Below are 14,072 nucleotides of genomic sequence, written 5' to 3' on the forward strand. Positions count from 1 at the left end.
ACCCCGCCAAGCTTGCAGCGCGCCTGCACCGCAGGCGGCCGCATCGCTTAACCGCGCACGAGCAACCACGCACCCAATGCCGCGCTCACGAGCGCGAACGGGATCGACACGAGGTGAAACGGCAGCCACATGCGCGGCTCCTTCGCGAGACGCACCGCGATCAGGTTCGCGAGCGAACCGATCGCGAAACCGAAACCGCCGACCGATACGCCGAACGCGAGCGCCCGCCAGTCGTGCGTGAATTCCGACAGCAGGATCGCCGCCGGCACGTTGCTGATGCCCTGTGACAGCACCGCGCCTGCCGCGAACACGCGCAGCGGCGAATCGAGGTGAGTCCGCGCGATCGCGTCGTGCACGACGGGCAGCGCGGCCGCGCTGCGCAGCACGACGAACATCAGCACGAAGATCAGCAGCAGCAGCCAGTCGATCTTCAGGACTGCATCACGTCTCGCCACCACCAGCGCGATCACGACGGCAATCAGGCCCGGCACGGGATGGTGCGCATCGGCGAGCAGCACGAACGCACCGAACAGCACCGCCGCGAGCAACGCATGCAGGCGCTGGACGGGGACGGCCTGAACGTCTCCCGACAGATCGAGCGGCTTCGCGCGAAACGCACACGCCGTCAGCACGAGCAGCAGCGCCATCAGCGCCAGCGCGAGCGGCCCGAGCGTGACGACGAAGCGGCCGAACGACACGCCGCTCAATTGCCACAGGAACAGGTTCTGGGGATTGCCGAGCGGTGTCGCGACGGACCCCGCATTGACGGCCAGCGCGACCACGATCACGAGCCGCCGGAAAGGCAGCGGCGTCAGCAGGCGCAGCGACACCATCAGCGGCACGACGACGAACAGCGCGACATCGTTGGTGAGCCACATCGCGAGCGCCGCCGCGAACACGACGAGCAGCATCGCCAGCCCGCGCTCGGAATGCACGTGATGCACGATGCGATGCGCGAGCCACATCAGGCACCCGGACAGCTCGAGCGCCTTGGTCAGCATCAGCAGACCCGCGAGCGTCGCGACGGTCTGCCAGTCGACGAGACCGGCCAATGTGGCAATTGGTTGCGGACGCAACCATTGAAGAATAATCAGTGCAAGCGCCAGTACCGCCAGCACCGGCTCCTGCATCAGCCATCCGAGCCATCGGCGCGGCGCTGCCGCGCCCATGTTCTCCGTCAATCGCACCTCGTTACTCTTCCGTCGCGACGTTGCCGCGAAGGCGCGCGAGAATGCCCTCGAGCGCGTCGAGGTTGCCGAAGTCGATCAGCACCTGCCCTCGCCCGCGGCGGCCGAGCTTGATCTTCACCGTCGACGCGAGCAGGTCGGACAACTCCTCCTCGAGACGGCGCGTGTCGCGGCCGCCGTCATCCTTCGCACGCGCCTTCACCGCCGGCGCTTCCTTCGTCGTGTGCGCGACCAGCTTCTCGGTCTCGCGCACCGACATGCGCTTGTTGACGACCTGATGCGCGAGCGTGATCTGCGTCGCGGCGTCGACCGCGAGCAGCGCACGCGCGTGCCCCATGTCGAGATCGCCGGCCAGCAGCATCGTCTGCACCGGCGAAGCAAGGTTCAGCAGGCGCAGCAGGTTCGATACCGCGCTGCGCGAACGGCCGACCGATTCGGCCGCCTGTTCGTGCGTGAAACCGAACTCGTCGAGCAAACGCTGGATGCCGTGCGCCTCTTCCAGCGGGTTCAGGTCCTCGCGCTGGATGTTCTCGATCAGCGCCATCGCCGCGGCGGCCTGATCGGACACGTCCTTCACGAGCACCGGCACTTCGTCGAGGCCAGCCAGGCGTGCCGCGCGGAAACGCCGCTCGCCTGCGATGATCTCGTATTTGTCAGACGAAATGGGCCGTACCAGGATCGGCTGCATCACGCCTTGCGCGCGAATGCTGGCCGCCAGCTCCTGCAGGCTGCCTTCGTCCATCCGCGTCCGCGGCTGGTACTTGCCGGCCTGCAGCTTGCCGAGCGCGAGCGTGTTCGGTGCCCCTTCGATCTTCACCGCTTCGGTGATGTCCGCACTGCCGCCGAGCAGCGCTTCGAGGCCACGTCCCAAGCCCTTCTTCTTTGGTACCGCGTTCATGTCTTTCTTCCTCGCTTCGCTCATGTCCGGATCACGACACCTCGAACGCGCGCACGCGATCGATCATCTCGGCACCGAACTGGAGATACGCCTGCGCACCGCGCGAATTGCGGTCGAACACGACGCCCGGCAACCCGTAACTCGGCGCTTCCGCGAGGCGCACGTTGCGCGGAATCACCGCGTCGAACACCTTGTCGCCGAAGTGCGCTTTCAGTTGATCGGAGACTTGCTGCTGCAGCGTGATGCGCGGATCGAACATCACGCGCAACAAGCCGATGATCTTCAGGTCGCGGTTCATGTTCGCGTGAACCTGCTTGATCGTGTTGACGAGATCCGACAACCCTTCCAGCGCGAAGTACTCGCACTGCATCGGGATCACGACGCCATGCGCCGCGCACAGCCCGTTCAGCGTCAGCAGCGACAGCGTCGGCGGGCAATCGATCAGCACGAAGTCGTAGTCGTCGGCCACATGCTCGAGCGCGGCCTTCAACCGACGCTCGCGGTTGTCGATGCTGATCAGTTCGATCTCGGCACCCGACAGCTCGCGGTTGGCCGGCAGCACGTCGTACGTGACACCCTCCGGACGCACGCGTGCGTCCGTCACCGAGACGCCGTCAACCAGCACTTCGTACACGGTCGACTCGCAGGCGGCCTTGTCGATCCCGCTGCCCATCGTCGCGTTGCCCTGCGGGTCGAGATCGATCAGCAGGACTCGTTGCTCCTGCGCTGCAAGGCTTGCGGCGAGATTGACCGATGTCGTCGTCTTGCCGACGCCCCCCTTCTGGTTCGCAACGCAGAAGATCTTTGCCATCGTTGGTGTGTTCCCTTTACCTTCAAACAAACAGCGCGCTACCGCGCGCCTTCAATTCGCCTCGTCGACGGTGACCTCGATCAGATGCCGTTCGGCATCGAGCATCGGTACCGCCAGCCGCATCGTCTGCTTTACGCGACTGCCTTCCGGCAGCCGTGCGATTTCGTCGTCCGGGTGGACACCCTTCATCGCCCAGATCGATCCGCCGGGCGCGACGAGATGTCGAGCAAGTTTAACGAAGTCGGATAGATCCGCGAAGGCGCGGGATACGATCATGTCGAATTTTTCCGGCACTTCGACACCCGGCTGCAGCGATTCGACCCGCCCGGTGACGACCGACAGGTTCGCGAGCTTCAGCTCCGCACGCATCTGAGTCTGGAATGCAGACTTCTTCTGCACGATATCGTTCAGCGTCACTTGCCAGTCCGGCCGGACGATCGCCAGCACGATACCGGGCAACCCGCCGCCCGAACCCACGTCGAGCACGCGCGCCGATGCACGGTCGCGCAGATGCGGAACGATGGAGAGTGAATCAAGAATGTGCTGGATCAGCATCTGCTTCGGGTCGCGGATCGCGGTCAGGTTGTAGACCGCGTTCCACTTGCCGAGCAGCGCGACGTAATCGAGCAGCTGGTTGCGTTGTGTATCCGTCAATGCGAGGTCGAGCGCGGCCGTGCCGTCGACGAGCATTTGTTCAAGTACGTCCCGATTAACCGCCGGCGCGCGACGCGCCGTCATTGTTGCGTCGGGACGGTGCCGTCCCCCTGCTCGGTCGCCTCTGCGGCAGTGCCATTACGACGGCCGAGGCCACGGCGCTTCAGGTGCACCATCAGCAGCGAGATCGCAGCCGGCGTGACGCCCGAGATCCGCGATGCCTGGCCGATCGTTTCCGGCCGGAACTCGTTGAGCTTCTGGCTCACTTCGAACGACAGGCCGCGCACCTCGCGATAGTCGATACCGTCCGGCAGGCGCGTGTTCTCGTTCGCATCGTTGCGCTCGATCTCGCTCGCCTGACGTTCGATATAGCCCTGATATTTGATACCGATCTCGACCTGCTCCTTGATCTGCTCGAGCAGCACCGGATCGTCGGCCAACGGCTCCGCCGGACCGCATTCGCCGCCCTTCAGGCCGCACACGCCGTCGTAGCTGATACCCGGGCGACGCAGCAGCTCCGCGAGGCTGTACTCGTGATCGATCGCCTTGCCGAGCAGCGCGGTCGCCTCTTCCGGCGGCAGCGTCTTCGGCGTGACCCATGTCGACTTCAGTCGTTCGGTTTCACGTGAAACAGCGTCGCGCTTCCGGCTGAATGCATCCCAGCGCACATCGTCGACCAGGCCCAGCTCGCGGCCGATCTCGGTCAGGCGCATGTCCGCATTGTCTTCACGCAGGCTCAGACGATACTCCGCACGGCTCGTGAACATCCGGTACGGCTCGGCCACACCACGCGTAACGAGGTCGTCGACCAGAACCCCAAGGTACGCCTGGTCGCGACGCGGGCACCATGCGTCCTTCTCCTGCACGTAACGGCCTGCGTTCAGACCGGCCAGCAGGCCTTGAGCGGCCGCTTCTTCATAGCCCGTCGTGCCGTTGATCTGGCCCGCAAAGAACAGCCCGTTGATCGCCTTCGTCTCGAGCGATGCCTTCAGCGCGCGCGGGTCGAAGTAGTCGTATTCGATCGCATAGCCGGGGCGCAGGATGTGCGCATTCTCGAGGCCGCGCATCGAGTGCACGAGTTCGAGCTGCACGTCGAACGGCAGGCTCGTCGAAATCCCGTTCGGATAGAACTCGTTGGTCGTCAGCCCTTCCGGCTCGAGGAAGATCTGGTGCGATTCCTTCGACGCGAACCGGTGGATCTTGTCCTCGATCGACGGGCAGTAACGCGGGCCGACACCTTCGATCACGCCTGTATACATGGGCGACCGGTCGAGGCCGCCGCGAATGATGTCGTGCGTGCGCTCGTTCGTATGCGTGACCCAGCACGGCAACTGCTGCGGGTGTTGCTCCGCACGGCCCAGGAACGAGAACACCGGGATCGGATCGAGGTCGCCCGGCTGCTCGTCCAGCTTCGAAAAGTCGATCGAGCGGCCGTCGATACGCGGCGGCGTACCGGTCTTCAGGCGGCCCTGCGGCAGCTTCAGTTCCTTCAGACGCGCCGACAGCGACACGGCCGCCGGATCGCCCGCGCGACCGCCCGTGTAATTGTTCAGGCCGACGTGGATCTTGCCGTCGAGGAAGGTACCCGCCGTCAGCACCACCGCACGTGCGCGGAATCGGATGCCGATCTGCGTGACGGCGCCCACCACGCGGTCGCCTTCGACCATCAGATCGTCGACGGCCTGCTGGAACAGCCACAGGTTCGGCTGGTTCTCGAGCCGATGGCGGATCGCAGCCTTGTACAGGATACGGTCGGCCTGCGCACGCGTCGCGCGCACGGCCGGGCCTTTCGACGAATTCAGGATCCGGAACTGAATACCGCTCTCGTCCGTCGCAGCGGCCATCGCGCCGCCGAGCGCATCGACTTCCTTGACCAGATGGCCCTTGCCAATACCGCCGATCGACGGATTGCAGCTCATCTGCCCGAGCGTTTCGATGTTATGGGTCAGCAGCAGCGTCTTCGCACCCATACGGGCCGATGCCAACGCGGCCTCCGTGCCGGCGTGCCCGCCGCCGACGACGATGACGTCAAATTCTGTGGGAAAAAGCATGGTGGATTCCGCGCGCAGGACTGCGCACGAACCTATCTGAGAAATGTATGGGCCGAATTATAGCGGGTTCGCTTTTCACCCGAAGGCCGTCCGAATGGTAGGGACCGTTCATTTAGCCGGTTTTTTTTCGGCCGATCGGCCGAGCTGTGCCGCCTAGCCGGCCTTGGCGGCGCTGGCGCGACCTCACCGCACATCGCCAAGCTGTGCAAAACCGAGGACCCGGTAGCGGCTCGTGAACCGACATCACCGTGACATCACAGTATTTCCGGTCAATCGCCCGGCACTTATCCCCTGTGGCGACCGACCACCGTCAACGCTCATTCCCTGTGCAACCCGACGCGATGAGCCCGCACTCTCGTCACAGTGCTTCCGCTGGTTGCTCCGGCACTTATCCCCACACTCGATTCACCGTCACGTCGCCCTCCCCCGAAACAAAAACGGCGTGTTTCACGTGAAACACGCCGCCCGTTTCCCGCCCACCGCCTCACCCATCAAGCCGTTTTCTTCGCAAGCCCCAGATACGTTTCGATTACCTGCGGATTCTGTGCCAACTCGGCAGCCGGCCCTTCCAGCGCAAACTCGCCAGTCTCCAGCACATAGCCGTAGTCCGAGATCTGTAGCGCGGCCCGCGCGTTCTGCTCGATCAGCAGCGTCGCGACGCCCGTGCCACGCAACGCGCTGATGATATGAAAAATCTCTTTCACGATCAGCGGCGCCAGCCCGAGGCTCGGCTCGTCCAGCATCAGCAGGTCGGGCTTACCCATCAGCGCGCGGCCCACCGCAAGCATCTGCCGTTCGCCGCCCGACAGCGTGCCGGCCGCCTGCTTGCGCCGCTCCTTGAGCCGCGGAAACAGCGCGAACACATGATCGAGCTGGTCGAGGAAGTTCGACTCACCCGCGACCTTGCGGCGATACGCGCCCAGCACGAGGTTGTCCTCGACGGTCATCGTGCTGAACAGCTCGCGCTTTTCCGGCACAAGGCACATCCCGCGCGCGACGCGCTGCTCGACGGGCAATGCGCCTACGTCGTTACCGCGGTAAACGATCGCGCCCGACGCGTGCCCGGTCACCGGCAACGCGCCCATGATCGCGTTCAGCAGCGTCGACTTGCCGGCTCCGTTCGGGCCGATCACGCTGACGATCTGCCCTGCGCCGACCTTGATCGCCGCACCGTGCAGCGCCTCGACCTTTCCGTACCGCACCGCCAGCCCGCGTACCTCGAGAATCGGCATCGTCGTGTCCGTCATCACTCCACCCCGCCCAGATACGCTTCGAGCACCGCCGGATCCTGCTGCACGTCCTGCGGCAGCCCTTCCGCGATCCGCGTGCCGAATTCCATCACCACCAGCCGGTCGGTGAGGTTCATCACGAAATCCATGTCATGTTCCACGAGCAACACGCTCATCCCTTCGGCCTTCAGGCGCCGCAGCAAGTCCGCGAGCTGCTGCTTCTCCTGGTAGCGCAGCCCGGCCGCCGGCTCGTCGAGCAGCAGCAGCGTCGGATCGCAGCACAGCGCGCGCGCGATTTCGAGAATCCGCTGCTGGCCAAGCGCGAGGCTGCCCGCTTCGTCGTACATGTGCTTCTCCAGCCCGACGCGGCGGATCTGTCGTGCCGCTTCAGCCAGCAGCTGCGCTTCCTCATGTGCATTGAGCCGCGCGATGCTGCGCCAGACGCCCGTATGGCCGCGCAAATGCGCGCCGATCGCGACGTTCTCGAGCACCGTCATCGTCGGCAGTAGCTTCACGTGCTGGAACGTCCGGCCGATCCCGCGGCGGACGATCTGGCGCGACGTGAGCCCGTTGATCCGCTCGCCGCGGAACGTGATCGTGCCGCCGGTCGGCTGCAGCACGCCGGTCACGAGGTTGAACGTGGTCGACTTGCCCGCGCCGTTCGGGCCGATCAGGCCGACGATCTGCCCCGCTTTCACGTCGAAACTGACGTCGTTGACGGCCACCAGCCCGCCGAACTGCTTGCGCGCGTTGTCGACCACGAGCAGCGGCTCGCCCGCCACCGGCTTCGCGCGCTGCGGCAGCGGGTCGGCATGGTCGGGCACATGTGCGCGCGGCCCGCGTGGAAACAGCTTCGCGACGAACGGCCATACGCCCTGGCGCGCGTACTGCAGCAACAGCACCATCAGCACGCCGAACACGATGATCTCGAAGTTGCCTTCCGAGCCGAGCAGCTTCGGCAACAGCGTCTGCAGGTAGTCCTGCAGCACGGTGAGGATCGCCGCACCGAGCACCGCGCCCCATACGTGCGACACGCCCCCGACCACGGCCATGAACAGGAATTCGATCCCGTGGTTCAGGCCGAACGGGGTCGGGTTCACCGCGCGCTGCAGGTGCGCGTACAGGAAGCCCGATACCGCGGCGAGCACGGCCGCGTAGGTGAAGATCACGACGCGCATCCACGCGGTGTTCACGCCCATCGCTTCGGCCATCACGCCGCCGCCCCGCAGCGCGCGGATCGCGCGGCCGGGCCGGCTGTTGAGCAGGTTCTGCACCGACACGATCGCGGCCAGCACGACGGCCCAGATCAGGAAGTACAGGCTGCGGCCGCTGCCGAGCTCGATGCCGAACAGGTTCAGTGCCGGAATCCCGTTGATCCCGTCGTACTTGCCGAGCAGCTCGAGGTTGCCGAACAGATAGAACAGCGCGAGCCCCCAAGCGATCGTGCCGAGCGGCAGGAAATGCCCGGACAGGCGCATCGTGACCGCGCCCAGTACCAGCGCGACGAGCGCCGTCAGCACGACGCCGACGATCAGCGCGAGCCACGGCGACACGCCGTATCGCGTGGTCAGGAATGCGGTCGCATACGCGCCGATGCCGACGAACGCGGCCTGCCCGAAGCTCGTCATCCCGCCGACGCCCGTCAGCAGCACGAGCCCGATCGCGACGATCGCGTAGAGGCCGATGTAGTTCAGCAGCGTGATCCAGTATTCGGGCACCTCCAGCGCGCCGGGCAGCACCGGCAGCGCGAACAGCACCACGAGAAACACCCAGAAGGTCTTGTTGCGTACCATCGTCTTCATCGCGTTACTCCTCTTCCTCTTCCGCATGCGGCGCCGCGAAACTGCGCCACAGCAGCACCGGGATGATCAGCGTGAACACGATCACTTCCTTGTACGCGCTCGCCCAGAACGACGAATACGATTCGAGCACGCCGACCAGCAGCGAGCCGGCGGCCGCGAGCGGATAACTGACCAGCCCGCCGATGATCGCGCCCACGAAACCCTTCAGGCCGATCAGGAAGCCGGAGTCGTAATAGATCGTCGTCAACGGACCGACGAGGATGCCGGACAGCACACCGAGCCCGGCCGCCAGCGTGAATGCGAGCCGCCCTGCTTCGGTCGTGCCGATGCCGACCAGCCGCGCGCCGAGCCGGTTCACCGACGTCGCGCGCAGCGCCTTGCCGGCGATCGTGCGGCCGAAGTACACGTAGAGCGCGCCGATCAGCACCAGCGCGGTCACGACCACGAGGATGCTCTGCACCGACACCGTCATGCTGCCGACCGACAGCGACGCATCCGCGAAGCCGTTGGTACGCGAGCCTTCTGCGCCGAACATCACGAGCCCGAGGCCGACCATCGCGAAATGGACGGCGACCGACACGATCAGCAACAGCAGCGTCGTGCCTTCGGCGATCGGCTGATAGACGAGCCGGTAGACGAACGGCCCCATCGGCACGACGATCGCGAGCGTCAACGCGATCTGCGCAAGCATAGGCAGCGGCTGCGCGGCAAAGCTGCGCGTGATCGCGAACACCGCGAGCGGCAGCAGCACGTAGCGGCTGCCGAGCGTCGCAAGCGTGCGGCCGAGTTGATGGCGGCGTTCGCGATGGCGGACCAGGCCGCCGACTTCCAGCAGGAAGCACGCGATGCCCATCACGAACAGCAGCCAGCAGGTGGCGGGAAATTTCTGCGCCTGCAACGCCGCAAGCGTGAGCGCACCGTAGGCGACGAATTCGCCCTGGGGAATGAAGATCACCCGCGTGACGGAAAACACCAGCACGAGCGCCAGCGACAGCAATGCATAAATGGCGCCGGTCGTGATGCCGTCTTGCGCGAGGATCGCCGCAATCGAGAGATCCATACGTTTCGTGTATCGAGAATGCTGCGGAGAAACGGCGACGGGAACGGCCCGCGCGCGGACGGCAAGACCGGCGGTCAGGCGTCGCGTTGCGGGCTTCCCGGCATTCCATGCGGCGCGAGCACGGATCGCCGCGCCGCCGACGGCGCGCACGGCACCGTTCGCGCCGCGCCCGCCGGTTTCACGTGGTGCTTACTCGGCCTGCAGCTTCCACTTGCCGTCGACGATCTGCACCATCACGCGCGCCCGCGTGTCGAAGCCGTTGTGATCGGTCGCCGTCGTGTTGATCACGCCGTGCGACACGGGCAGGTCCTTCACGCTCTCGAGCGATGCGCGCAGCGCCTCGCGGAACGCCTCGGTGCCCGGCTGGCCCTTCTTCAGCGCATCGGGAATCGCACGCTGCAGCAGCAGGCCCGCATCCCATGCATGGCCGCCGAAGGTCGCCAGCGAACCGGCCCCGTACGCCTTTTCGTATGCGGCCTTGTAGCCGAGCGCCGGCTTCTTCACCGGATTCGAATCGGGCAGCTGGTCGGTCACGAGCACCGGGCCGGCCGGCAGGATCTCCCCTTCGCAATCCTTGCCGCACACGCGCAGGAAGTCGTTGTTCGCGACGCCGTGCGTCTGGTACACCTTGCCCTTGTAGCCGCGCTCCTTCAGCGTCTTGGCCGGCAGCGCGGCCGGCGTGCCCGAACCGGCGATCAGCACCGCGTCCGGATTCGAGCCCAACAGCTTCAGCACCTGCCCCATCACCGACGCGTCGGTGCGGTTGAAACGCTCGTTCGACACGAGCTTCAGGCCGTTCTTCTCGGCCGCCGCGCTGAACGTCTTGTACCAGCTGTCGCCGTACGCATCGGCGAAGCCGATGAAGCCGACCGTCTTCACGCCATGCTTCGCCATGTAGCCGGCGATCGCGTCGGCCATCAGCTGGTCGTTCTGCGGCACCTTGAACATCCATGCGCGCTTCGCGTCCATCGGCGAGATGATCTGCGCGCTCGCCGCGAGCGAGATCGTCGGCGTCTTGCCCTGCGACACCGGATCGAGCATCGCGAGCGAGTTCGGCGTGACGGACGAGCCGATGATCGCGTCGACGTGATCCTCGTCGATCAGCTTGCGCACGTTCTGCACCGCGCGGCTCGTGTCGGACGCATCGTCGAGCACGATGTACTGGACACTCTTGCCCGCGATTTCCTTCGGCAGCAGCGCGATCGTGTTCTTTTCCGGAATCCCGAGCGAGGCGGCCGGCCCGGTGGCCGACAGCGTCACGCCGATCTTCACCTGCGCCGACGCCGTGGCCGCCGCACCCACGAGGCCCGCGGCAAGCAGAACCTCCATCCATCGATTCATCTTCATTTACGTTGTCTCCAAACGCTGCTCGAAAAATCCGTGGGTCGCTCGGGCGGCTCCCGGCCCTCAAACAAGTTAATAAATTAACTATCTCGCCGTACCGCGTCTACGCTCGTTTTCCCGTGAAACGCCGGCGTCGCAATCGAGCCCCGGCGATCGCACGCACGCACGCGCCGCGGCGCGTTCCGAAACGGTCGTTCGACCGCCACGATGCGCGGCAGCAATGTCGCCAGGATGAAGGGAACGGAGAAACGCAGCGTTGCGCGAGACGCGATCGATGCGAATGCAACGATCGCGGGAAGGTCGGCCGGCCGAGCCTGGTTCGGCTCCGCAAGCGCGCGGCACACGATCGGAAAACCGGCGGTTCATGCGCATCCGAACGACGCGTCGGATGCGAACGCAACGACCGGAGAAGCCGCCGTGCCGGGCAATCGCTCCAGAACGCGCATACCGTCCGCAGGACGGCTCGTGAAAGCCCGGGCATACCGATGCACCGCCGCCCCCGAACGAGCGGCGCCAGCCGCCCGTCGCACCCCGATCCATCGTCCCGCGCTTCTCATCCAACCGCACTCCCTCTTCTGCATTTTGCTTGTAGGAGAACTGCCGAGTATTTTCCCGACCGCACGGTCGGCGAAAGCTGAGTGTAACGGACGCTTTTTGCGCACGCCAACCGGGTAAGCCCGGACGGCATGCGCGTGGCTGCGCGCCAGCGGCGATCGACCGGCAGGAGTGGACGAAAACGGGGGGACGGGATGAAACGCGAGCGATGCGAGATGAGGTGAGGCAGAAACGGGCGGGAAACGCGGCGCCACTCGCCTGCACCATCAATGGAAATTCGCGCACACAAATGAAAAAGCGCTGTTGGATTCCGTCCAACAGCGCTTTGGGGTCCGGGCACTTTGTGCCTCGATTGTCTCCTCGTTCTCCACCTGCAAATTCGTTTCGCGGTGCATCAGAACTGAAACGAAGATTAAAGGACCTTTCACTCTGCGACAACTTAGCATTTACCCCTATGGTGCATCGCCGCACGAAAATGGGGCACCAGCCTTGCCGCGCGGCACCGTCCCGAGGCCGCCGCGACGCCCTTCCCGGCCGCGCCGGATGGTGCTTCGCATCAACGCGTCGCCACGCCGCGGCGCGCTGCAATCAGGACGGCCTGAGCGTCTTGACCCGTGCGACCATCTCGCCGACGATCCCGCGCCGGAACGCAAGCACGCATGCGATGAAGATCAGCCCGGTGACGATCGTCGCCGATTCGCCGAGCGAGTGGAACCAGCCGATGCCCGTCATCGACGCGAGCCATTCGCCGATGTCGCCGAGCCGGTCCTCCAGCGCGACGATCAGCGCCGCGCCGAGCAGCGGCCCGAACAGCGTGCCCATCCCGCCGACGAGCGTCATCAGCACGACGAGGCCCGACATCGTCCAGTACGCGTCGGACAGCGTCTCGAAGCCGAGCACCAGCACCTTCAGCGAACCGGCCAGCCCCGCGAGCCCGGCCGACAGGATGAACGCGAGCAGCTTGAAACGGTCGGTGTCGTAGCCGAGCGAGATCGCGCGCGCCTCGTTTTCCTTGATCGCGACGAGCACCTGGCCGAACGGCGAGTGCACGATGCGCACGATGAACGCGCACGCCGCGACGATCACCGCGAGCACGACGTAGTAGAGCGCGACGTCGTTGGACAGGTCGACGACCCCGAACAGATGCCCGCGCGGCACGCCCTGCAGGCCGTCCTCGCCGTGCGTGAACGGCGCCTGCAGGTAGATGAAATAGACCATCTGCGCGAACGCGAGCGTGATCATCGCAAAGTAGATGCCCTGCCGGCGGATCGCGAACAGGCCGACGACGAGCCCGAGCAGCGTCGCGGCGAAGGTGCCGACGAGCACGCCGAGCTCCGGCGTGAAGCCGAGCGTCTGGATCGTATAGCCGGTCGCGTAGCCGGCGGTCGCGAGGAACATCGCATGGCCGAACGACAGCAGCCCCGTATAGCCGATCAGCAGGTTGAACGCGGCCGCGAACAGCGCGAACGTGAGCACCTTCATCACGAACACCGGATACGCGCCGATGAAGGGGGCTGCGAGCAGTGCGGCGAGCAGCACGCCGTAGAGCACTTTTCTCTGCATCATTTTTCCTTGCCGAACAGGCCAGCCGGGCGGATCAGCAGCACGATCGCCATGATCACGAACACCACCGTGGCCGACGCTTCCGGATAGAACACGCGCGTGAAGCCCTCGATCACGCCGAGCATCAGCCCGGTGATGATCGAGCCGAGGATCGAGCCCATCCCGCCGATCACGACCACCGCGAACACGGTGATGATCATCGGCTGGCCCATCAGCGGCGACACCTGGATCACCGGCGCCGCGAGCACGCCCGCGAATGCCGCGAGCGCGACGCCGAAGCCGTAGGTGAGCGTGATCATCATCGGCACGTTCACGCCGAACGCCTCGACGAGCTTCGGGTTCTCGGTGCCCGCGCGCAGATAGGCGCCCAGGCGCGTCTTCTCGATCACGAACCAGGTCGCGAGACACACCGCGAGCGACGCGACGACCACCCACGCGCGGTAGTTCGGCAGGAACATGAAGCCGAGATTGGTCGCGCCGGACAGCTGCGACGGCACGTCGTACGGCTGGCCGGACGACCCGTAGATCGAGCGGAACACGCCTTCGACGACGAGCGTGAGGCCGAACGTGAGCAGCAGCCCGTACAGGTGATCGAGCTTGTACAGCCAGCGCAGCATCGAGCGCTCGACCAGGATCCCGAACGCGCCGACGATCAGCGGCGCTAGCGCGAGCATCGCCCAGTACGGCAACCCGAAATACGACAGCCCCATCCACGCGAGCATCGCGCCCAGCATGAACAGCGCGCCGTGCGCGAAGTTGATCACGTTGAGCAGCCCGAAGATCACCGCCAGCCCGAGGCTCAGGATCGCGTAGAACGAGCCGTTGACGAGCCCGAGCAGCAACTGGCTCAGCATCGCCGGCAACGGAATGCCAAAGATTTCCATCGACTTAGCCGTCCGAATGAGTTTCGTTGCGTGC

11 protein-coding genes are annotated in these 14,072 nt (G+C 65.4%); all 11 read right to left on the reverse strand.

Annotated features, from left to right (window positions below):
* Positions 1-47 precede the first annotated feature (47 nt).
* The 11 genes from DID98_RS23190 to DID98_RS23240 all read right to left on the reverse strand — a co-directional run bounded on the left by DID98_RS23190 (position 48) and on the right by DID98_RS23240 (position 14,038).
* On the reverse strand, positions 48-1,169 hold the full coding sequence (locus DID98_RS23190; protein WP_124486888.1) for an SLC13 family permease: 1,122 nt from the start codon (positions 1,167-1,169) through the stop codon (positions 48-50).
* 22 nt (positions 1,170-1,191) lie between these two features.
* A complete protein-coding gene (locus DID98_RS23195; protein ID WP_006482728.1) occupies positions 1,192-2,085 on the reverse strand; it encodes a ParB/RepB/Spo0J family partition protein in 894 nt (297 codons plus the stop codon).
* 31 nt (positions 2,086-2,116) lie between these two features.
* Positions 2,117-2,896, reverse strand: coding sequence for a ParA family protein (locus DID98_RS23200; protein WP_044845234.1), 780 nt, complete (start codon positions 2,894-2,896; stop codon positions 2,117-2,119).
* A 51-nt stretch (positions 2,897-2,947) separates the two neighbouring features.
* Positions 2,948-3,634, reverse strand: coding sequence for a 16S rRNA (guanine(527)-N(7))-methyltransferase RsmG (gene rsmG, locus DID98_RS23205; RefSeq protein ID WP_124571492.1), 687 nt, complete (start codon positions 3,632-3,634; stop codon positions 2,948-2,950).
* A complete protein-coding gene (gene mnmG, locus DID98_RS23210) occupies positions 3,631-5,601 on the reverse strand; it encodes a tRNA uridine-5-carboxymethylaminomethyl(34) synthesis enzyme MnmG (RefSeq protein ID WP_044845232.1) in 1,971 nt (656 codons plus the stop codon). Before mnmG ends, rsmG begins: the two co-directional genes overlap by 4 nt.
* A 491-nt stretch (positions 5,602-6,092) precedes the next feature.
* Entirely contained in the window at positions 6,093-6,848 is a 756-nt protein-coding gene (locus tag DID98_RS23215) for an ABC transporter ATP-binding protein (RefSeq protein ID WP_044845231.1), read from the reverse strand.
* Positions 6,848-8,632 carry an ATP-binding cassette domain-containing protein gene (locus tag DID98_RS23220; protein WP_124571493.1) on the reverse strand — a complete coding sequence of 595 codons (1,785 nt, stop codon included), beginning with the start codon at positions 8,630-8,632 and terminating at the stop codon, positions 6,848-6,850. Before DID98_RS23220 ends, DID98_RS23215 begins: the two co-directional genes overlap by 1 nt.
* 4 nt (positions 8,633-8,636) lie before the next feature.
* Positions 8,637-9,692 carry a branched-chain amino acid ABC transporter permease gene (locus DID98_RS23225; protein WP_124520445.1) on the reverse strand — a complete coding sequence of 352 codons (1,056 nt, stop codon included), beginning with the start codon at positions 9,690-9,692 and terminating at the stop codon, positions 8,637-8,639.
* A gap of 189 nt (positions 9,693-9,881) precedes the next feature.
* On the reverse strand, positions 9,882-11,039 hold the full coding sequence (locus DID98_RS23230; protein ID WP_044845229.1) for an ABC transporter substrate-binding protein: 1,158 nt from the start codon (positions 11,037-11,039) through the stop codon (positions 9,882-9,884).
* Between the two features lie 1,140 nt (positions 11,040-12,179).
* Positions 12,180-13,154 carry a branched-chain amino acid ABC transporter permease gene (locus DID98_RS23235; RefSeq protein WP_044845249.1) on the reverse strand — a complete coding sequence of 325 codons (975 nt, stop codon included), beginning with the start codon at positions 13,152-13,154 and terminating at the stop codon, positions 12,180-12,182.
* Positions 13,154-14,038, reverse strand: coding sequence for a branched-chain amino acid ABC transporter permease (locus DID98_RS23240; protein ID WP_124571494.1), 885 nt, complete (start codon positions 14,036-14,038; stop codon positions 13,154-13,156). Before DID98_RS23240 ends, DID98_RS23235 begins: the two co-directional genes overlap by 1 nt.
* Positions 14,039-14,072 lie beyond the last annotated feature (34 nt).

This window comes from Burkholderia sp. Bp8984 (assembly GCF_003853755.1).
GTDB lineage: Bacteria > Pseudomonadota > Gammaproteobacteria > Burkholderiales > Burkholderiaceae > Burkholderia.